Annotated in this window: 20 protein-coding genes; 11 read left to right on the plus strand and 9 right to left on the minus strand. The window is 35.0% G+C overall.

Translation table 11 applies throughout. From position 1 onward, the window contains the following. The first annotated feature begins 31 nt into the window (after positions 1 to 31). From GTR01_RS22095 to GTR01_RS22120, 6 genes are all read left to right on the plus strand, one after another. Complete coding sequence (locus tag GTR01_RS22095) at positions 32 to 559, plus strand: DUF1697 domain-containing protein (RefSeq protein WP_160139888.1); 528 nt, start codon at positions 32 to 34, stop codon at positions 557 to 559. A gap of 212 nt (positions 560 to 771) precedes the next feature. Then, positions 772 to 1,581, plus strand: a complete 810-nt coding sequence (gene kdsA / locus GTR01_RS22100; protein WP_076351837.1) for a 3-deoxy-8-phosphooctulonate synthase — start codon at positions 772 to 774, stop codon at positions 1,579 to 1,581. Between the two features lie 43 nt (positions 1,582 to 1,624). Further along, a complete protein-coding gene (locus tag GTR01_RS22105) occupies positions 1,625 to 3,865 on the plus strand; it encodes a TonB-dependent receptor plug domain-containing protein (protein WP_160139889.1) in 2,241 nt (746 codons plus the stop codon). A gap of 149 nt (positions 3,866 to 4,014) precedes the next feature. Then, positions 4,015 to 4,395, plus strand: a complete 381-nt coding sequence (locus tag GTR01_RS22110; protein ID WP_228452317.1) for an HYC_CC_PP family protein — start codon at positions 4,015 to 4,017, stop codon at positions 4,393 to 4,395. Positions 4,396 to 4,510: 115 nt separating this feature from the next. Beyond that, a complete protein-coding gene (locus GTR01_RS22115) occupies positions 4,511 to 4,984 on the plus strand; it encodes a DUF3347 domain-containing protein (protein WP_160139890.1) in 474 nt (157 codons plus the stop codon). Between the two features lie 104 nt (positions 4,985 to 5,088). Then, positions 5,089 to 7,887: a multicopper oxidase domain-containing protein gene (locus GTR01_RS22120; RefSeq protein WP_160139934.1), complete on the plus strand. Its 2,799-nt coding sequence runs from the start codon at positions 5,089 to 5,091 to the stop codon at positions 7,885 to 7,887. A gap of 154 nt (positions 7,888 to 8,041) precedes the next feature. On the opposite strand, the gene GTR01_RS22125 is transcribed toward GTR01_RS22120, so the two are convergent. From GTR01_RS22125 to GTR01_RS22150, 6 genes are all read right to left on the minus strand, one after another. Then, complete coding sequence (locus GTR01_RS22125; protein ID WP_160139891.1) at positions 8,042 to 10,075, minus strand: alpha/beta hydrolase family protein; 2,034 nt, start codon at positions 10,073 to 10,075, stop codon at positions 8,042 to 8,044. Between the two features lie 280 nt (positions 10,076 to 10,355). Next, complete coding sequence (locus GTR01_RS22130) at positions 10,356 to 10,856, minus strand: GNAT family N-acetyltransferase (protein ID WP_160139892.1); 501 nt, start codon at positions 10,854 to 10,856, stop codon at positions 10,356 to 10,358. A 9-nt stretch (positions 10,857 to 10,865) separates the two neighbouring features. Next, positions 10,866 to 11,459, minus strand: a complete 594-nt coding sequence (locus GTR01_RS22135) for a hypothetical protein (RefSeq protein WP_160139893.1) — start codon at positions 11,457 to 11,459, stop codon at positions 10,866 to 10,868. Positions 11,460 to 11,513: 54 nt separating this feature from the next. Further along, a complete protein-coding gene (locus GTR01_RS22140) occupies positions 11,514 to 11,843 on the minus strand; it encodes a hypothetical protein (protein ID WP_160139894.1) in 330 nt (109 codons plus the stop codon). 176 nt (positions 11,844 to 12,019) lie between these two features. Next, entirely contained in the window at positions 12,020 to 12,886 is an 867-nt protein-coding gene (locus GTR01_RS22145) for an RNA polymerase sigma factor RpoD/SigA (RefSeq protein ID WP_002979276.1), read from the minus strand. Between the two features lie 381 nt (positions 12,887 to 13,267). Further along, the gene (locus GTR01_RS22150; RefSeq protein ID WP_160139895.1) at positions 13,268 to 14,059 is read right to left on the minus strand and encodes a S1/P1 nuclease; all 792 of its coding nucleotides are present in this window, start codon (positions 14,057 to 14,059) and stop codon (positions 13,268 to 13,270) included. Positions 14,060 to 14,615: 556 nt separating this feature from the next. Between GTR01_RS22150 and GTR01_RS22155 the strand changes: the two genes are divergently transcribed. Genes GTR01_RS22155 through GTR01_RS22165 form a run of 3 tightly spaced genes read left to right on the plus strand, consistent with a single transcriptional unit; the run spans position 14,616 to position 17,655 of the window. Beyond that, on the plus strand, positions 14,616 to 15,533 hold the full coding sequence (locus tag GTR01_RS22155; RefSeq protein ID WP_228452319.1) for a type VI secretion system baseplate subunit TssG: 918 nt from the start codon (positions 14,616 to 14,618) through the stop codon (positions 15,531 to 15,533). Positions 15,534 to 15,587: 54 nt separating this feature from the next. After that, a complete protein-coding gene (locus tag GTR01_RS22160) occupies positions 15,588 to 16,490 on the plus strand; it encodes a TssN family type VI secretion system protein (RefSeq protein WP_160139897.1) in 903 nt (300 codons plus the stop codon). A gap of 25 nt (positions 16,491 to 16,515) precedes the next feature. After that, positions 16,516 to 17,655: a hypothetical protein gene (locus tag GTR01_RS22165; RefSeq protein WP_160139898.1), complete on the plus strand. Its 1,140-nt coding sequence runs from the start codon at positions 16,516 to 16,518 to the stop codon at positions 17,653 to 17,655. 72 nt (positions 17,656 to 17,727) lie between these two features. Here GTR01_RS22165 and blaIND read toward each other — a convergent pair whose 3' ends face one another. Further along, entirely contained in the window at positions 17,728 to 18,447 is a 720-nt protein-coding gene (gene blaIND / locus GTR01_RS22170) for an IND family subclass B1 metallo-beta-lactamase (RefSeq protein ID WP_160139899.1), read from the minus strand. 153 nt (positions 18,448 to 18,600) lie between these two features. Beyond that, a complete protein-coding gene (locus GTR01_RS22175) occupies positions 18,601 to 19,074 on the minus strand; it encodes an Lrp/AsnC family transcriptional regulator (RefSeq protein WP_160139900.1) in 474 nt (157 codons plus the stop codon). Positions 19,075 to 19,187: 113 nt separating this feature from the next. On the opposite strand from GTR01_RS22175, the gene GTR01_RS22180 reads away from it, so the two are divergent. Continuing rightward, positions 19,188 to 20,102 (plus strand): DMT family transporter, encoded by a 915-nt coding sequence (locus GTR01_RS22180; protein ID WP_160139901.1) that lies wholly within the window; start codon positions 19,188 to 19,190, stop codon positions 20,100 to 20,102. A gap of 41 nt (positions 20,103 to 20,143) precedes the next feature. On the opposite strand, the gene GTR01_RS22185 is transcribed toward GTR01_RS22180, so the two are convergent. Then, positions 20,144 to 20,797 carry a metal-dependent transcriptional regulator gene (locus GTR01_RS22185; RefSeq protein WP_160139902.1) on the minus strand — a complete coding sequence of 218 codons (654 nt, stop codon included), beginning with the start codon at positions 20,795 to 20,797 and terminating at the stop codon, positions 20,144 to 20,146. A gap of 85 nt (positions 20,798 to 20,882) precedes the next feature. Between GTR01_RS22185 and GTR01_RS22190 the strand changes: the two genes are divergently transcribed. Continuing rightward, positions 20,883 to 21,914, plus strand: coding sequence for a threonine aldolase family protein (locus tag GTR01_RS22190; protein ID WP_160139903.1), 1,032 nt, complete (start codon positions 20,883 to 20,885; stop codon positions 21,912 to 21,914). Positions 21,915 to 21,997 lie beyond the last annotated feature (83 nt).

Raw genomic sequence — 21,997 nt, forward strand, 5'->3', positions numbered from 1 at the left:
TGAATAAATTCACTCTAAAATCTAATACCCTATGAAATATTGTGCTTTTCTCCGCGGCGTAAATGTAAAAGGAACAAATATGAAAATGACGGATGTCTGCCAGGTTTTTAAAGAGGCTGGGATGAAGGACGTTGTGTCCATATTAGCTTCCGGAAATATTGTATTTTCATCTGATAAAAATACAGATGAATTGAAAACAATTTTAGAGAAAGCCATGTCAGAATACTTTTCCTATGAAGCTTTTTTGTTTATCAAATCTCAGGAAGAAACCGAAGCCTTCTGGAAAAATATTCCTTTTGAAAAGAATGCAGATCTTCATATTTATGGTTTTGTAGGAACATCTGGAGTAGAACATGTCTTGATGGCTGAGTTTGAAAAATCAACGCAGGCAGCTAATGAAAAAGCAGAAATTGTTAATGATATATTTTATTGGCAGGTTCCTAAAGGAAACACTCTGGATTCTACTTTTGGAAAGGTCTTGGGAAAGAAGAGCCTGAAAGATCAGATGACCAGCAGAAATGTTAATACATTTGAGAAAATTCTGAAAAAGATGGTATAGCTTTTATTTGCAATACAAAAATTCAATAGGAACGGGCTTTAGCCCGTTCTTTTTAATATAAGCAATTCCATAGGCTTTAGCCTAAATGGAGAGTAGATTGATAAGGAATGAATAATTTCATTCTAAAACTCTAAAACGAAAACCTCTCCCCAAATAATTTCCAAGTCTGAAACTTTCTCAGTATTTTTACTGAACTTTTTAATAACAACAAAATGATTCAGTATTTAGATAATATTCAGCACAAAGATTCAAAGAACTTTTTCCTTATCGCAGGGCCTTGCATTATTGAAGGAGAAGATATGGCATTGAGAATTGCTGAAAAAGTAATCAATATTACAGACAAGTATAATATTCCTTATATTTTCAAAGGGAGTTTCAAAAAGGCCAACAGAAGCCGTGTAGACTCTTTTACAAGCATTGGAGAAGAAAAATCTCTTGAAATCCTTAAAAAAGTTGGGGAAACTTTCAATATTCCTACTACGACTGATATTCACGAAAATGAACATGCTGCACTAGCTGCGCAATATGTAGATGTTCTTCAGATTCCTGCATTCCTTGTACGTCAAACAGACCTATTGGTTGCTGCAGCGAAAACAGGAAAATGTGTGACCCTGAAAAAAGGACAGTTTCTTTCTCCGGAATCTATGAAGTTTGCTGTTCAGAAAGTGACGGATTCTGATAATCAGAAGGTTGCAATTATTGAAAGAGGAAATTCTTTCGGATATACAGATTTGATCGTAGATTACAGAGGAATTCCTACCATGAGAGAATATGCACCGGTGATTTTGGATGTGACACATTCATTACAGCAGCCTAACCAAAGCTCAGGAGTAACAGGGGGAAGACCAGATCTTATTGAAACCGTTGCTAAAGCAGGGATTGCAGTAGGTGCAGATGGAATTTTCATAGAAACTCACCCAACTCCGGAAACAGCATTATCTGATGGCGCCAATATGCTAAGACTAGATTTATTAGAAGATTTATTACAAAAATTAACAAGAATTAGAGAATCGATTTTGTAATTGTTAAAAAAACATTAATTTTAGAAATTCTAAAATATTTCTTTTGAAAAAACTAGTTTTACCGCTAAGCCTTATGGTTCCTGTACTGCTTTTCTCTCAACAGAGGAAAAAAGATACATCAACGACTAAAGTAACCGATATAGAGGAAGTTGTCTTCCAGAAAAAAATAATAGGAAAGACAAGTGACATTACCAATGTTAAAATTTCTGCGAAAGAAGCTAAAGCTGTAGCTTCTATCAGTGGCGGAATTGAAGGATTGATTAAAACATTACCTTCCGTAAACTCCAATACTGAGCTTTCTTCCCAATATATGGTACGTGGTGGAAACTATGACGAAAACCTTATCTACATCAATGATATTGAGATTTATAGACCTTTCCTGATTAGAAATTCTCAGCAGGAAGGGATGAGTATTATCAATCCGGATATGGTGTCAGCAGTGAACTTCTCAGCAGGAGGATTTGAAGCTAAATATGGTGATAAAATGTCTTCTGCTTTAAATATTTATTACCGTGAACCTGAAAAATTTGAGGTTTCCGGAGAAGCAAGCTTAATCGGTGGGAGATTAACAACCGGCTTAGCTTCCAAGAATAAAAAGTTTACAGCATTATTTTCAGGAAGATACAGAAATACAAATCTTGTTCTGAATACGTTAAAAGAAGATACAGATTTTAATCCTAGTTACTGGGACTTTCAGTCTTATCTGAACTATCACGTTAATGATAAACTTTCCATGTCATTCATAGGATATTATTCTAAGAATGATTATGAAATGATCCCTAAAGGGAAAAGTGTTACTTTTGGAAGTCTTCAGCAGCCTATTACTGTAAATATAGGATATGGTGGTAAAGAAAATGACCAGTATAAAAATATGATGGGTACATTTTCTGTGAACTATAAGCCCGCAGACAAATGGAAACTTACATTAGATGCATTTGCTTATCAGAACAGAGAAAGAGAATACTATACCATCCGTTCAGAATATGATTTACAGACATTCGATCCTATCACCAAAGAACCTGTTTCTAGTTATGATACCGGAGCGCAGACAGAACATGCCAGAAACGATTTGTTTGTAAGAACTTATGGAACTCAGCTTAGAGCAAAGTTTTCACCTAATGTCAATACAGATATTGAAGTTGGATTCAAATATGAAAAAGAAAACCTTAAAGATCTTACCAATGAATGGAAACTGGTAGATTCTGCAGGATACAGTCTTCCAAGACCGGAAGTTATTGATCCGAGATCAGGAACTACAACAGGAGATCTTAGATTGTTCTATCATATTGCCGGAAATAATAATATAGAGCCTACAAGATTATCCGCTTATGCTCAGTATTCTCAAAAATTCTACTGGGGAGCAAGCAAAGTATTTTTAAATGCCGGAGTAAGAGTATCTAACTGGAGTTTCAATAAAGAGACCATATTCTCGCCAAGAGTTCAGTTTGCTATCAAACCGGACTGGGATACCGATATGTTGTTTAAACTTTCGGGAGGTATCTATTATCAATCACCTTTTTATAAGGAGATTAAAGATCTTGATGGAAACTTCAATTCGAATATTAAATCCCAACGATCTATCCAGGCCATTCTTGCTAATGACTACGAATTCTATATGTATGACAGACCGTTTAAACTAACAACGGAGCTTTATTACAAGAAAATGGATAACCTGATTCCGTATTATATGGATAATGTGAGAATCCGTTATTCAGGAGAGAATAATGCAAAAGGATATGCATACGGAATTGATACAAGATTATTCGGTGAATTTGTTCCAGGAGTAGACTCTTGGTTATCTGCGAGTTATGCTAGGGTATATGAAAATATTGATGGAAAAGGAGATATCCCAAGACCAACAGATCAGAGATTTAGAGTTGCTTTGTTCTATCAGGATTATATGCCACAATTCCCATCCATGAGGGTGAATCTTACATTGGTATATGCAATGGGATTACCAACAGGTTCTCCTGTGATGTTTAATGATAATGGTAAACCTGATTTTTCTTCAGCATATAATTATCAGCAAACTTTACCTGCTTATAAAAGGGTAGATATTGGATTAACAAAAGTATTTATTGATCCAAAAGATAAAAATAAGAGATCAGGTTTCTGGGGCAACTTCCAGGAATTATCACTTGGAGTTCAGGTTTTCAACGCATTTAATATCAATAATACAGTGGCTAACCAATGGATCACGGATTACAATACAAATTATATGTATCCGGTTCCAGTACGTCTTACAGGGCGTTTCTTCAATGTGAAGTTAGAATTCAAACTGTAAAATCTTAATCTGCATTATCTGCGAAAGAATATAAAACAACAATCCTCTGAATTACTTTTCAGGGGATTTTTTATTTGCCTGAATTTTATAACAAGATTACAGAATTTTATAACAACAGTTTCTTAGATATTTTTACCTTTGTCTTATCAATGAAAAAGATTCTAGCCATACTATTCTCTATTTTCTACTTCGGATTCTCTTCCGGAGCAGCATTTAGTGTTCATTATTGTATGAAGGAATTTGTTTCTGTAAGTCAGAAAGTTGATGATATTTGTGGTAAATGTGGAGTCAAAGATAAAAAAGGATGCTGCAAGACGGAGATCAAAGTTGTAAAAGTAGATGATTCTCAAAAATCAGATCTGCTTAATGTTGATTTTTTAGGACAGATTGCGGAAATCCCATTGAAACATCAGTTTGTCTTTGTAGACAGATCTTTTTCGGCAACCAAATTTACTCAGATTCAGATCAATGCACCTCCGGAATACAAGCCGGTACCTATCTATATCAATCATTGTAATTTTAGAATTTAGAATGAGTCAGTCGTTTCGATGTTAAGATAACATCGTTAGAGACGACACGTCTTGGCGCATTACCTGTGCATTACCATTATTCTTTATTAAAAAATTAATTCTAAAATTTAAAACAATGAAAAAGTATATCATTACAGCAGCCCTATCTTTATTTTCAATTATTTCACTTTCAGCACAGTCTAAAAAAGACGCTCAAGTTTCAAAGCTGTATCAGAATTATATCGCAATCAAATCAGCTTTAGCTTCAGATGATGCCGACAAAACTTCAAAAGCGGCTACCGAATTCATCAAGACAGCTTCTACGATCGATTATAAGCTCGTTTCTGAAGGAAATCTGAATATTCTCAGAAAAGATGCTTCTGCCATTTCTGAAGCAAGAACAGTTGCATCTCAAAGAGAAACATTCTTCAACCTTTCAGATAATATGATTGCTCTTACAAAAGAGTTCAAACTTTCTGAAAAGCCGGTCTATGTACAATATTGCCCAATGGCTGATGGGAGTTGGTTAAGTGATGAAAAACAGATCATGAATCCTTACTACGGAAAATCTATGCTTTCATGTGGAAGTGTAAAGTCAGAAATTAAATAATAATTGTATTTGTTTTTAAAACAATTAGTTGTAGGGTTTAAGTGATTTTTAACTTTAAGCTCTACAACTTCTAAAAAGTTCGAAATATTATGAAAAAATTATTAATGTTTCTGGTGCTTTTGTTTTCTGTTTTTACGTTTGCACAAACAACAAAAACCTATTATACCTGTCCTATGCATCCTGAGGTGGTCTCTTCAAAACCTGGAGACTGTCCAAAATGTAAAATGACATTGGTAAAGAAAACGGTTGTAATACAGCCTAAAGTTGTGGCGAAGCCGGCTGTAAAAACGATACCCAAAGTAGAAGCAAAGACAAAACCGGTAGAAATTAAAGTAAATAAAACGAAGGTTGATGTTAAAAAACCAAAAAAGACTGAAGAAGCCAAGAAAGTAAATGCAGTAAAGAAAGCAGAGCCGGCTCAGGTGGCTAAACCAGCTCTAAAACCAATCAGTGCATCCCCAAATATATCTCAATCAAGTCCTAAAACCAAGGCTTCAATCACTTATACTTGTCCTATGCATCCTGAAGTAACTTCAGATAAGCCGGGAAAGTGTCCTAAATGTGGGATGGAATTGGTGGAAAAAGAAGATCATCAGCATGTTGTTGAAGATTCAAAAGAAGAAAAGTCTATTCTAAAAAGAAATTCTGAGAATGGAAAAATTACTTTTGGAGGAAAGACGGTTCGGTATGATCTGTATGTAAAAGATACCATTGTCAATTTTACAGGAAAAAACAGGAGAGCCATTGCAATCAATGGTAAGCTTCAGGCTCCTACATTATATTTTACAGAGGGAGATACTGCAGAAATTTATCTGCACAATATGCTTAAAGAGAATACAGGACTTCACTGGCATGGGGTGATTTTACCTAATGAGCATGATGGAGTTCCTTATCTCACCACAAAACCTGTAACTCCCGGAGAAACACATTTATATAAATTTAAAATTTCTCAAAACGGAACCTATTGGTATCATTCACATGAAGCATTGCAGGAACAGATCGGAATGAACGGGATTTTGGTCTTTAAAAAGCGAGAAGGTGAACCCAAAACAGAATATAATGCAGAAATCCCAGTATTATTAGGCGATTGGAGTGATGATGATCCTATGCAGATTGCCCGAAGACTTCACATGGCCAATACAGATTGGTATGCTGTAAAGAAAAATGCTGTTCAGAGCTACTGGGAAGCCATTAAATCCGGAAATTTTGGAACAAAAGCTCTGAATGAATGGAAAAGAATGGAAGCAATGGATGTAAGTGATGTGTATTACGATAAATTCCTAATCAATGGAGTTCCAAGCTCTGATTATTCTAATTTGAAAGCAGGTGATAAAGTAAGATTAAGAGTAGCCAACGGAGGTTCATCCACTTATTTCTGGTTAAATTATGGCGGCGGAAAGATAAAAGTAGTAGGAAATGACGGAAATGATGTAGTTCCCGTAGAAGTAGACCGATTGATTGTCGGAGTCTCGGAAACTTATGATATTGAAGTGACCGTTCCTGAAAATAAAAGTTTTGAATTTCGCGCTACTTCTGAAGATAGGATAGGACATGCCTCATTATGGCTGGGTTCCGGTGAAAAGGTAGAAGCTCCGAATCTCCCAAGATTAATGCTTTTTGAAGGAATGAAAATGATGAACGGAATGATGGAAATGAGCGGAAATATGAAGCCCATGACCATGACAATGGGAAATCAGATGATGGATATGAATGAGGTAATGTACCCGGAAATTCCAGAAAGTCAGAGAAAAACGACTGCGAAGCATATCAATGAAATGATGGGGGTAAAAACAAAAGATGAGAAAAAAAGCGAAGACCATTCTCAACATGCCGGAATGAACATGCCAGAAGAAAAAACTATTAAAAGGTTATCTTACAATATTTTAAAATCACCTGAAAAGACAATTCTTCCTACAGACAGCATTCGTGAAATGAAGTTTACCCTTGAAGGAAATATGAACCATTATCTGTGGACGTTAGATAACAAAACAGTGACGGAAACAGATAAAATTATGATTAAAAAAGGAGAAATCCTGAGAATCAAATTGTATAACAATTCTATGATGCGTCATCCAATGCACCTTCACGGACATGATTTCAGACTGATTAATTCAAAAGGAGAGTATTCACCATTGAAAAACGTAGTAGACATTATGCCGATGGAAACTGTAACTCTTGAATTTGCAGCCAATCAGGATGGTGACTGGTTCTTCCACTGTCATATTTTATACCACATGATGGCTGGAATGGGAAGAATCTTCAGCTACGAAAATTCAAAACCGAATCCGCAGCTTCCTAATAGAAAGTTAGCATGGAAAAACTTTTTGAAAGACAATAAAATGATAAGCTCTATGGCAATGCTGGATGTAGCAAGCAACAAAATTCATGCAGAAACCATGACGATGTTTGGGCCAAGATGGGCGAATCTGAATGAGTTTCATACAAACTGGAACTTTGATCATTTTGAAGGAAGTGCAAAAGTGGGAAGATTTCTAGGAAAATTCCAATGGGCTTTACCTTATGCAGGAGTGAGAGTGCAAAAGAATCATGAGATCATGGAACGTCAAATGGCAGAAGATATGGGAATGGATTTTCATGGTAAAAAAACCTGGTTTGGACAGCAGAAAGCGTCAAAAAATAAGTATGCTTTTATAGTCGGAATGCAATATGTCCTGCCAATGCTGATTACTGCCGATGCCAGTGTAGACCATAACGGAAAAGTATTGTTGGAACTGAGCAGGGAAGATATCCCACTTTCAAGAAGACTGAGAGGAAACTTTAGTGTAAATTCTGATGGTGAGTTTTCAACAGGAATAAGATATATCGTTCAGAAATATCTGTCTATTTCCGGAAATTATGATAATGAAATGGGCTGGGGAGCTGGTATTACCTTAACCTATTAAAAAAAGACCGTCTCATTGAGGCGGTCTTTTCTATAGATTATTATCTCTCGTAGATTTTATGATCATACATAAACAGATTTGATTGTTTCAAAATAATACTATAAAACAAAAAGCCATCTCAATGAAGAGATGGCTTTGTTTATTACCTTACTGTTTATTTTTTAGGTTTTGCTTCCTGATTTTTCACCGTCGGAGTGTAGGTCACTTTTGTAATATCAACCGTCATTTCTTTCAAACGTTTTGCTACATTTTCAGGCATATCTTTCTGGTATTTTCCACCAATAACTTCAGAAAGAAATTTTTCTGTTTCAGCATACATCGCCATGCTGTTTACCGGTTTTCTGAAACCATGTCCTTCATCATCCGCCAGAATATAATTTACTTTTTTACCTTTATCACGAAGAGCGATCACAATCTGGTCTGCCTCAGCCTGTTTTACTCTCGGATCATTTGCTCCCTGAATAATCAGTAAAGGTTTATTGATTTTATTGACACTGAATAGCGGGCTGGCTTCACGCATTAGTTTTTTACCAGCTTCAGTATTAGGATCACCTATCATCCCATAAAGAGAGGCGCGGGCAGATTCCCAATAAGCAGGTACAGAATCCAATAGGGTGAAAAGGTTGCTCGGCCCTACAATATCCACTCCTGCAGCATATACATCCGGAGTGAATGCTAATCCGGCCAGAGTAGCATATCCACCATAGCTTCCGCCCATAATAACTACTTTGTTTTTATCAGCAATCCCTTTATCAATAAGGTGCTTTACCCCCCAGGTAATATCATCCTGCATCAGTTTTCCCCATTGCAGATCACCAGCATTCTGGAACTTTTTACCATACCCGCCGCTTGCTCTGAAGTTGGGCTGAAGTACGGCATATCCTCTGTTCGCCAGAAACTGTACGATTGAATTATATCCCCAATAGTCTCTCGGTCCTTTTGGCCCTCCATGAACGAGAACTACTACAGGTACATTTTTACCCGAAGATCCTGCTGGCAAAGTCAAATAAGCTGGAATTTCAAGTCCGTCACTGCTTTTGTATCTGATTGGAGTCATAGCAGCAAGATATTTTTCAACTTTTTTAAGTTCCGGCCTTGGGGTATACTGGAAAATTAATTCTTTTGTTTTGGCATCGAAAAAATAAGCTTCAGAAACATATTGATCACTCCAAACAGAAATTAAAAATTTAGAATAATCTTTTGTAGAACTTGAAAAATTAACTTCTTTACCCGGGAATTTACTCTGTAGGAATTGATAGTTAGCTTCCCAATTCTTATCTTTCCAGTAGTATTCAGTCTTATCACCAGTGTAAGAGGTGAAAATAATTTTTCTTGTATTTCTGTCTGCAGATAAGCCCCCGAAATCTACTTTTCCTTTAGGGTCACTTTCTATTTTTGTGATCTGTTGGTTTTTGGGATCCATAAGGAATAATGCAGATTGATCCAGATCTCCTTTATTGGTTACCAGATAGAACTTTGAGTTATCTTCGTTCCAGTTGGGGATATAAGCTTGTTCAGTAACTAAAGTTTCATAGATGGGAGTCAGTTTATCACCATCTTTATACAGAAACTGAGTTGTTCCTTTATCATCAGTTCTGTTTAAAATTCTAAGCTTTTCATCCCAGTCGAAATCATATCCTGTAATACGGTCTTTATTTTCAAATACCTTTTTCAGTTCACCGGTAGAAATTTTTAAGGAGTATAAATCATGCCATGCCTTATCACGGTTATTGAGTCCTATCATCATCAGATCAGGATCTTTTTTGCTCACCATATAGATTTGAGCTGCTACTTCGCTAAGTGGAGTTAGATTTCTGAATTCAGGAACGCCATTGGTTGCTTTAGCCATTGGATCTACTGCGAAAATATTGATATTCTCATCTCCGTTTTTATCCTTTACATACAGAATATATTTCCCGTCTTCCGACCAGAAATATCCATTTAGCGGTCGTTTACTGTCAGTTAATGGTCGTGCTTTTTCAAAGGGTTCATCGGATTTTTTTACCCAAATATTCATAATGCCACCATATTCTTTCAAAAATGAGATCCATTTCCCATCCGGACTTAGCTGGCCACCGGAAATCTCAGGATTCCCAAAAAATAGTTTCCTATCCAGTAATTGAGCCTCCTGTGCATAAAGTCCTTGAAGTCCAATCATCAGAAGGAGTACATAAAAGATTTTTTTCATAGTTTTTTGATTTTGATATGGGTTAATTTAATCATTTATTTCCATAGAAAATGCTTACCTATGATTCTTTTTATCTGAAATTGTGATGGTTATAATTATATATCCAATTCAATGATTTTAAATATACATAAACTATATATCATTATGTGGCGAAAATATTTTAGACCAAATAGGGACATAAATTGTTATTATTCGTGAATAAGTAGGTATTATTAGTAAAATCTTAGCGCCTTAAAATCTTTTCATAGTTTATATTTTTGAGCCTTTACGATTCTCCAACTTATAAAGTCAGAATATAGCTCTCCGAGACTTTTTTAAAACCATATCTATTAAAAAACTGATGAGCTCCATGATTATTCACGCCGCTTTCCAGCAAAATAAAACTGACATGCCAATTTTTAGACTCTTCTATCGCTTTTTCCAAAAGTTTACTTCCAAGTGATTGTCCTCTTACAGACTGATCCAAAAGCATATCTTCCAGAATGGCATACTTTTTAAAAGGACTGTTGATCACATTGAAAACCAACATTCCTACAATTTCTTCATTTTCATTTTCTGCAACTAAAATATTCAGCTTAGAGCTTCCGTCAGAGTTGAAATCAGTAAGCAGCTGTTCTGTTAAAATAATATCCAGGTCAGGATTCCAATGATGAGAGTCTACAGCTCTACCGGACATCATTTCGCCATGGGAAATATAGGAATCTGTTTTATGAGTAATAAAAAAGTCTACCAATTCTTTCACACGCGTTTTATCTTTAAGCCATTGTGTTGTATAATTCATGAGATGTTGTTATTTTAATTTTTTTAGTTCTTCCAGTAATTTGTTTTGTTTATTGACAAACTGATCAAGGTTATCTGTTTTTAAAGGATGGGCATTTTGATATTTTTCAATCTCAGGAAGTGTTTTTCTTATTTTAAATAAAACATATTGGTCATGAAGAATAATATTATTTGCCTTTATTTTGCTGACCAGATCCCTGATGATTTGAGTTTTTGTATTGTATTTCTCAGAACTGGCTTTAATTTCATTTTCAATCTGTTTTTTAGCAATAGAATCGGTGACCGACTTGGCTAATGCAGTTGCATCATTATAATAGTTCTCTGATTTATAGATGATATCGCTATATTCATTAATCACCTTATCTGTTTTAGAGTAAATATCTAATATTCTTTCGTCAAGATCTTGTAGCGTTTTATCCTTTTTTAGAAGCTCATCATAAATGTTAACCACTAAATTCCCGCCACGAGAATATTTATCAACCTTTGAAATAGAAGATTCAGCGTTATCTACAGCATTTTCAATGATGGGTTTATTTTGTGGCTTGTTTTCTCTACAGGAAAGTACAGATAAAATCACTGTTGAGGCGAAAAGTATTTTTTTCATTGTGATTATATTTTGTTGGTTTTATAGTATTAGTTGAAGATCTTGTAGAAATTGTTACAAATGCTTATTAACGGATGGGATTTCAATGTTTTTATTCTTTAAATCTAGAATAATGGTCAGGCTTCCTGCATTGTCACTTACATTCATTTCTATGAGATTATCAGACTGTAACCGGGATAATATTTTTAGTTTTTGAGTACCCGGAAGTATAATCTCGGGATTGCTGTTCAAGTGTAGAATTGGTCTGATGAAAGGAATGATAAAAATTTCATCCTCCAAAAAAATAATGTCGGCTGTTCTGTAGGTAAGGGTGGGATCAATGGAGGTGAGATTGGCAAAGCTGATGGCAATATTTTTTATCAATTGATGTTTTCTTTTTTTCATATAACGGAAGAAAAGATTTCGCTTCTGTTTCAAATACAAAGCAATACCTACACTGATAAGAATAAAAGATAAAACTGCTACAGCAAAAAAAGAAGAAAAATCCTGATCCATAGATACAAAAATAAAAAAACGGAGCCTGAAAACAGACTCCGCCTATAAAATTGTTTGTGCTAAAATTATTTACCTAAATAAGATTTAAGGATCTTACTTCTGGTATTATGTTTTAGTCTCTTAATTGCTTTTTCTTTGATCTGACGAACTCTCTCTCTTGTAAGATCGAAAGTCTCACCAATTTCCTCTAAAGTCATTGGGTGTTTTCCGTTCAGTCCGAAGTATAATCTTACCAAGTCAGCCTCTCTTGGAGTTAAAGTATTCAATGCTCTCTCAATTTCAATTTGAAGAGATTCAAGCATTAAGTCTTTATCAGGGCTTGGAGATTCTCCTGAACGCAATACATCATAAAGATTAGAATCTTCACCTTCTACTAAAGGTGCATCCATAGACAGGTGTCTACCGGAGTTTTTCATAGATTCTTTAATATCTTCCTCGCTCATATCAAGAACTTCAGCCAATTCTTCCGGAGAAGGTGGTCTTTCATTTTCCTGCTCTAGGTGAGCGTATGCTTTATTAATTTTATTGATGGAACCAATTTTGTTCAACGGAAGTCTTACAATTCTTGATTGCTCAGCTAGCGCCTGTAAAATTGATTGACGGATCCACCATACTGCATAAGAGATAAATTTGAAACCTCTAGTTTCATCGTACCTTTTTGCCGCCTTCATTAATCCTAAGTTACCCTCGTTAATTAGATCGGGTAAGGAAAGACCTTGGTTTTGGTATTGCTTAGATACAGAAACTACGAAACGAAGGTTGGCTTTAATTAATTTCTCCAATGCGGCTCTATCGCCAGCACGTATTCTTTGTGCCAATTCTACTTCTTCGTCCGCAGTAATCAGTTCCACTTTACCAATTTCCTGCAAATACTTGTCTAATGAAGCAGTTTCCCTGTTGGTAACCTGCTTAGTGATTTTTAATTGTCTCATTTATTTTATCCTCAAAAAAGAGTTACTATATATTATACGTATGGAAATATAAAAAGGTTACACATGTTTTACTTTTTTATTAAATTTCTTACTCAAAAAGGGGGTAGAGACAGTTATATCATAGATTTAAAAGCTAAAAAAGAAAAATATAAGTTAGATATCTATGGTATAGAAAGCAAAAATAATACCTTAAATATAGTTTTATAGATAACAACTTACCTTTTTCCCTTCGAGAGGAGAATTGGTGAAAGTTCAAAAGATTTTTGACAGGACATTTACCTAGCAGCAAGCATCTGCATCTCTTCACCAATTTCCTATCTGGAAACAAAAAAAAACGGAACCAAAGCTCCGTTTTATGTATTATCTATAAGATTTTTTTAATTAGAATAGCTCATTCAGTACTTTAGCTAGTCTTAATCCTCCGTATAACAATTGTCTTTCAACTGTATCATTGAATTTATATTGGTAGTCGTAAGATAATTTTGAACCATCGGGAGTCTGTGCATAGATTTTGTTGGCAATTTTATGAGAATCATACAACCAGTCTTCTACAGTTCCGGATTGAATTTGAGCAACTTCTTCTTTAGACTTAATATCCAAAAGCTTAGAGTATTCTGTGTAGCTATACTTTTGAGAATCTACTAATTTTCCATCCCAAACAGAGTGTAAATTGGTTTTTTCTCCAAAATAAGTAACATTGATTTTGTTTCCTCCCAAATCATCAGCTCTTCCTACGTGTAATGGCTGAGCAAGATCTCCCATAATATGAATAAGGAAGATCAAAGCAATTTTTCTGTCTTTTGCTGATGTTTTTTCATCCTTAATCTGGCTGGAAAGGGTATTTACCTGAGTGTAAAGACTTGGCCCTGCCTGCATTTTTAAGTTTTGATCAAAAGCTTTAAGATCAGTTTGAGGATCAATATTTACATAATGCCATGATGAAGCCTGTTTCCAAACTCCGGTAGTATCAGATTTAATGAAATCCGGCCAGTTTGCCCAATATGCAAGACGTTCCTTGCCCATTATTTTTTTGATTTCTCTTTTCGCCTTTCTGGAAAGGTGATTTTCTGCAATGTCTGCAATAACTCTGTGCCCCGTCAATCCCCATGCATAAGAGTAAAGTGAAGAGGAAATGAATGCTAAAATCAGAATTTTAGAATAAATACTTTTCATTTTAAATAACAATTTTCAGTCTGCAAAGATACGTCCCCTTTCCGAATGAACATACATTATCCTGAATTTATTCTATAAGGACGATGTTAATAAAATTTAATCTGAATAAAATAAAGGATTGTGCTAGGTTTGGGGGATGATTGATGGTAAAGGGAGGAGGCGAGATTCGAGGGTGCGGGGGACGAGATGCGAGATAGGAGATATTGAAGTTTATACTGAACTTACATATATAATAAGGATACTAATAGAATATAAGTGAGCTTAAAATTTGCTTTATATTTTGGAAGAGATGCAATTTGCTAAGTACCTCAAACCTTGAATTTAAAAATGATAACTTGTTGATAATTAATATTAAACTTTAAAATGTAAAGCTTGAAGAAACTCGCTAATTACCGTATTTTTACGGAATTTACTGAAAATTATTCCTTTTAATGTCAATAAATTAGTATTTTTAAAATAAAATTATTGGTAAAATATTTTTTCAAACTTACGAGATATATTATCTTTACAAGTCATAATCACAGGAAACACTATGTATGAGAATAATATTGTAGACATGAATTACAATAAGCTGCAGACAGATTTTAAAGCGGAAGCTGTAGCTGTTAATCTTTTGAAATATCACCGGGCGGTAAGCAATATATTTATTGAGAGAGTCGGGGTGAACGATCGTGCTTATCTAAAGGATATTAAAAGCATTTCGAGCAGTTATTTAGGTTTTGATGAGGAAGTATTCACGATAGAAAGTTATAGGGAGGGAATTTATGATTACCTTCCGGAAGGGTTATTTCACCCACCTTCTCTCGGAGCTTCCAGAAAAAATGTAGATACTGTTGTAAGAGAAATCAGAAAACAAAAAAGAGTAGAGGATGATGCGCGAAAGTTTTTCCGTCCTTTTGAGCTGGAAGTCTTTTTCACAGAGATCAGTGCTCTTTTAAAAGAGTCTGAATTTGATATTACAAGCAATACGGATGCTTTATTGGATACCGTAAGTGAACTTTGGCCGCTTATCGATATGCTGGATAAGCAAAGTGCCTACATATTTATGCATATTTTGCCTTTTTTCCATCAAATCCGTGGTGATAAGAGATGGTTTGAAAGATGTATGACTGCTTTTCTGCAGGTCCCGGTTAACGTAACCTTTTCTCCCAATGTTATTGATGGAATTGAAAAGAATGATGATTCTATGCTACTGGGAAATTCCAGATTGGGGGTTACCTATATTCCAAGTGGAAGACATATGGATGGACAGCGTAACTGGGTGGTGAATATCGGCCCGATTCCTTATGAGGAAATGAAAAAGTATATCCCGGGAAGCCCGTTCAGAAAAGTACTTCAAACATTGTATGATTATTTTCTTCCTATAACAGTAGATATAGAGGAGAATTTTGTTACAGAAAAACTGGAATACTCGTTCAGTCTTGAGGATGATGAAAGAAATGCCAGCCGCCTTGGATACTCTACCTTCCTCTAAATTATTTTATTATATTTACAACTACCAACAAAGTATAAATTCGAAAAGAAACAAATGGAAATTTCTTCAGTAAAAGGTATTTTTTTAAGGTATATTTTAATGCCTTTAATTGCAATAATCATGATGTTTATCCTGGGAATTATCAGGAGAAACAAACCTGCAATCAAAATTAAAGTAATTATTGTATACGTTCTTCTGTGCAGTTTATGCCTGGCTCTTCCAGGTTTTTTTGGTTTTGCCGGAAATCTTTTTAATCCGTATTGGTACCTTATTGCACAGGTTATTTATCTTATTTTTGGGATTATTCACGTTAATTTATTACACAAATATTTCAAAAAACATATCGATTCCCTGGCAATGAGTATTTTGTTTGAATCTATACTTTCATTGACATGTATTGCACTGGGTGGATATTTGTTTACCCTGTTATTCAATTGGATGAGTAAAGATACAGGATATGCTGTGATGGCTGCTACAAGTATGCTGATCTTTGTAGTTCCTATGGTATTTTACTATTGCTATATTCAGTTTATCAGTATTCCTTTTGATATTTATAAAACATGGAGATATTCTCCTGAGCAAAAGCTTCCTGATTTTGAAGGTGCAGATTTTGACCGTCTGATGGTTTTGAATGTTGAATTAAGCAAAAAACTTGAAGATTCAAACCGATTCAGAATTAAAGCAAAAACGCTTCCTACAGGAATCACTTTTGGAGATTGGTTTTACAGAGTGGTGGATGATTACAACCACAAAAATCCAGGATCTATCATTCATCTTTCGGATGAAGTAAGAGAACCTTATTATTGGATCTTCTATACTAAAAAATCGTTTTTCAGCTTTAGAAAATATATAGATTTCGACCAGGACATTACTGCAAACAGCATTTCTGAAAATGAAGTGGTGATTTGTAAGAGAGTCATTCAACATGAAGAGGAGGGAGTCGCAAGAAAATCATAACACAAAAAATTAAAAAGTATTAAACATGATACAGCCTATTAAACATTTTGCTATCAATTGGGTAGATGGGATGAAAGTTTCCCAGAGACACCTTAATGATCAGGATAATTTCTTAATTGATACCATCAGAGATTCCAATTCACTTGGGATTACTACATATAACTATGGGCTTTTGCCTATTTCTACAGAATATACAGACCGTACTATTTTTGATGTTCACAATACTGCTACTAATGATGTACAGCTTGTGATCAAAAGATGTAGCGCCGTTACCATGGCAGGGTACCGTATTGAGCTAAATGACAGAAGAATCAGTGTTAAATCATTGGCAAAATCGATGAGTGAAGAGCAGGCAGATGGAGAATATTATATTCTGATTTCTGTAAATCCTTTCGATAAAGTTCCTTTTGGAGATATTGATCCGGAAGAAATTCCGCCTCGTCATCCAAGTGCACAACCTAATCACCATATTGAGCTATTACCTGTAACTTCTTTGAACAGCAGCTATTCAGGAGGAAATTATCTGATTATTGGAAAAGTAGATTTAAAGGCTAACATTGCTCAGGTAGATTCTAATTTTATTCCACCTTGTACCTCAGTTCAGAGCCATCCGGCTTTGGTAGACTATTACAGCAGCTTTGCGAAGTCTATTGGAAATCTGCAGCAGTACGCTTTTAAAATCATTCAGAAAGCATCTCATAAAAATCAGAATACAGCCTTAGCACAGAATGTGAAGTTTGTTTGTAATACGATGGTGACTACTTTTGGTGATATGTACTTCCAGTTCAGAAATATTACCCCATACCAACCTCCTATCTTTTTGATTGAGTCTTTTGCTAGATTAGCCCTTCATCTATATAATTCTACACAACTTCTTGTTCCTGCAGAATTGGAGGAAATGCTGAACTATAGCTTAGAGTGGAGTGAGATTGCTCCTCATACTTTATTGAATCAATTGTCTATTGTAGCTGAAACAAACTACGATCACCATAATTGTGGAGAACCTTTGCTTTACATCCAGCAAATGCTAAGAAGTTTGGAAACTATTTTCTCTAAACTAAGCGAACTGGATTACATCGGTCAGAGAAAAGAGAATATCATTGTGAATGAACAGGAAGTCACTACAAATACCAATCCGAAGAGAGGTTGGAGTGTACTAGACTAATATGATCATTATAAAATATAAAATCCCGAATTTTCATTCGGGATTTTTTTTTATTGATTGTGAGAAAAAATATTATTTCTTTTCCAAAAGTTCCAAAGTGTGCTCTACATGTCCACCGCCTTTCCATTCGTCATGTCCGGGAAGAATCAATGTAGCTTTTGAATATTTGGTTTGCAGTTTCTTTATGGTTTTTGGCCATTCTTCTACATTGGCTTCTTTAATATACCCTAAATCAGTAGCTGAATTGCTTTTTACAAGGCATCCACCATCCAGTACATTGTATTTTGGGAACCATACTACAACATTATCTGCCGTATGTCCTTCACCAAGAAAATCTACCACAAATTCTTCGCCACCAATATGATAAGGTTTTCCGATCTTGGTGATTTCACTAGAAGTGGCTTTTCCATCTTTTTTTAGGAATTCATTGGTTTTAGTGGTGGCATAGGTTTTAATTCCTTTGTTATTAAAGAAACTCAGATCTCCGGCACGGTCATCGTGTGAATGGGTAGCAAATACAGCAATAATAGGTAAGTTATGACGTTTTTTTATGGTATCCATCAAACTTTGATATTGTACTTTTTCCCATGGAACATCAAATAAAACAACGCCTTTTTTAGTCACAAGATATACTGAATTTGCAGAATATTCTTTACCACCGAATACTCCAAATGTTTTATAAATATGTAAGTTCTTTTGAATAGGTGGTTCGATTACAAAATCTTTTACCTGTGCACTTGCAAAAGGGCTCAACAACATCGAAACAATAAAAAATTGAATGCTTTTTTTCATAAATTTTTAAGGTAATAGTTAAATTTTTTTGTACTTATGAGAAAGATAGATCTCAATGGAATATTTTGCAAACCTAATAATTTAAAAGCACCAAAGAATTTTTAATAAAGAATTTAACCGTTTTTTAACGGTTTTCGCTACTGTATACTTGCATTATAATAGAAGCTCCAATGGAATATCAAGCCCGGATTTTCCAGTGTTCATAGCAACTAACGTTCTGAAATGTTTAATATTCTCATTGCTGTAAAATATTCTACGGGTAAGAGCTTCGTACTCTTTCATACATGGAGCTACAATAATCAGAACAAAATCTGATTCTCCGGTTACATAATAACATTGCTGTACTTCAGGAGCAGACATGAATAACGCCTGAGCTTCATCAATCAAATGAATTTTATCTCTTTCCAAAAAGACTTCTACAATAAGGGTCACTGAATGCTTAAATTTTTCTGTATCAATCACAGAAACATCTGCTTTAATTACTTTCGTTTCACGCATTCTTTTAATACGTCTTTGGACAGCTGCAGCCGATAAGCCTATAGAATCTCCAATATCCCGTTGAGGAGTAAGGTTGTTTTTTTGTAATATTTTGAGAATTGAAATATCAAAGTGATCCAGTTCATTCATTTTTTCACAAAATTAATAGTTTGATGAAACAAAATTGCAAATAATTCCTTAAAATTAGTTAAAAATCAAGCAGTATTTGATGCATTTTTGCATAGTAAATACTATTTGAACTGATGAATATTGTAAAAGGTTTTTGTTTGGCTGTTATGGCAGCATTATTTTGGGGAGTCTCTGGAACGTTTGCCCAATTCCTCTTTCAACAGCGAGGAATTAATATTGAATGGATGATTACAATAAGATTGCTTGTCTCTGGTTTTTTCCTTCTAATTTTTGCGAAATTTGGAGAAAAAGCGGATCTTTTTGAGATCTGGAAAGATAAAAAAGATGCTGTACAGCTTGTTATTTTCAGTATAACCGGCATGTTGGCTGTTCAGTATACTTATTTTGCGGCTATAAAACACTCTAATGCTGCTACCGCTACCGTTTTACAATATGCAGGGCCTGTGATTATTGCTGTATATCTGGCTTTTAAGAATAAAAGGCTCCCTGTAGTATTGGAAATTATAGCCATTATTATGGCTGTATTGGGCACTGTTTTATTGGTAACCCATGGAGATATTTCAAGTCTTTCTATATCCGGAATTGCTTTATTTTTTGGGCTGGCTTCGGCAGTTGCGTTAGCTGTTTATACCTTACAACCGGTAAAGCTGATGTCAAAATATAAATCTTCTTTGGTTATCGGCTGGGGTATGCTATGCGGAGGTATTGTATTTAGCTTTGTTAAGGCTCCATGGGATATTCAGGGGAGTTGGGACATTCAGGCTTTGGGATATACTGTATTCATCGTAATATTTGGAACATTGATTGCTTTTTATGCTTATTTATCAGCAGTACAGATTATTGGTGGACAGAAAACAAGCCTTCTGGCTTCGATGGAACCACTTTCAGCAACAATTTTAGCTGTATTATGGCTTAATGTTCCTTATTCTACAGTGGATTGGATTGGAAGTTTTTTTATTATTTCAACCGTTTTTCTGCTGAGTATAAAACCCAAAAAGGTAAAGCCTATAGAGGAACGTTTAAAATAATATACAGATAAATAAAAAAACAGTGATGATCACTGTTTTTTTTATTTCTTTACCAATATCTTTTCAGTGGCTTTCTTACTGAGAATTTCTTTTTGACCATCAATTTCCAGAGTCATTGACTTATCAAAACTTTCAATTTTAATAACTTTTACCTTGGTATTAAGAAGAAGTTTTCTGTCATTTAAATAGGTTAGAAACGCATCATCTGAGAGGGTAACGGACGCAAATACAACGGTTTCTCCCTCTTCACAGGAGCTTAATTTCTGAAGATCCTGGGCAATAATGTTTCCATCTTTATCAGGAATCGGTTCTCCGTGGGGATCAAATTTAGGGTAATCCAGAATTTCGTCCATTTTATCAAAGAAGATTTGAGAATGTACGTGCTCCAGCTGTTCTGCAATTTCATGAACGTTTTCCCAGCCGAAATTCATTTTTTTCACCAGGAACATTTCAGTAAGTCTGTGTTTGCGAACAACTAATGCTGCTTCGCGTTTTCCGCTGGCAGTAACAATCAATGGTTTATAGGTCTCGTAAATGACCCATTTCTTTTCTGCAAACTTTTTCATCATATTGTTAACGCTCGGCATTTTTACATTTAAAAATTTGCTCAGTTCGTTAATCGTCACCTTTCCTTCATTGTCAACTAAATGAAACAAAGCTTTCAGGTAATTTTCTTCTGTTAGGGTTGTTTTCAAAATGTTAGATGATTTTCACTACAAATCTAACAAAATAATATTAAAAGATCACTCTTGTTATTTTAACTTTTTTTAATTTTACTCTATGAAATTTTCATTTAAAAACGATTATTCTGAGGGATGTCACCCGAACATTTTACAGGCACTTTTACAATATAATCTTGATCAGCAAGCGGGGTATGGAGAAGATGAATATTCTTTAAAAGCAAAGGAATTAATTAAGACTAAAATTAATAAAAAAGATTCTGATGTTTATCTGGTTTCTGGAGGCACACAGGCGAACTTAATTGTCATTTCTTCTATTTTAAAACCTTATCAATGCGCTATTTCTGCGTCTACGGGACATATTCTGAACAATGAAACGGGAGCTATTGAAGCTACAGGCCACAAAATTTTAAGCATTGAAACAGAAGATGGGAAGTTGAGACCATCAGATATTATTCCTGTATTGGAAGGACATAGAAATGTACCCCATCAGGTGATGCCTAAAATGGTTTATATCTCCAATTCTACAGAACTTGGAACGATTTATCAGGCTAAAGAGCTGGAAGAACTTTCTGAATTCTGTAAGCAAAACCGCCTTTACCTGTTTATGGATGGTGCAAGGCTTGGACATGGACTAACTGCTGAAATCAGTGATCTTACATTGGAAAAAGTAGCGGAACTTACAGATATCTTCTATCTGGGAGGAACCAAAAACGGAGCGTTGATAGGCGAGGCTATTGTGATTAATAATCCTGCACTTCAGGAGGATTTTGCATTTAACATTAAGCAAAAAGGGGCGTTACTGGCAAAAGGAAGGTTACTGGGAATTCAGTTCTTGGAACTCATGAAAAATGATCTCTATTTTGATTTAGCGAAACATGCCAACCAACAGGCAATGAAGATCAAGCATGCTTTGCAGGAAAAAGGGATTAAATTTCTTTCTGATACCTACACCAATCAGATTTTCCCGATTCTAAGTAATGATCTTATCCAGGTTTTATCAGAAAGTTTTGATTTCTTTGTATGGAAAAAAGTGGATGAAGAGTACTCTGCCATTCGTCTGATTACTTCCTGGAGTACAAGTGATGATGCTGTAAACCATTTTATTGAAATTATTAGGGAAGAATTATAGGAAAGGAGGCTGGAAGATGGGAGTTTTTGAAGCCTGAAAATACACGTAAGCTCATTTTGGATCTGAATCATACATACAAGTAA

This window comes from Chryseobacterium sp. c4a (assembly GCF_009900745.1).
Lineage (GTDB): Bacteria > Bacteroidota > Bacteroidia > Flavobacteriales > Weeksellaceae > Chryseobacterium.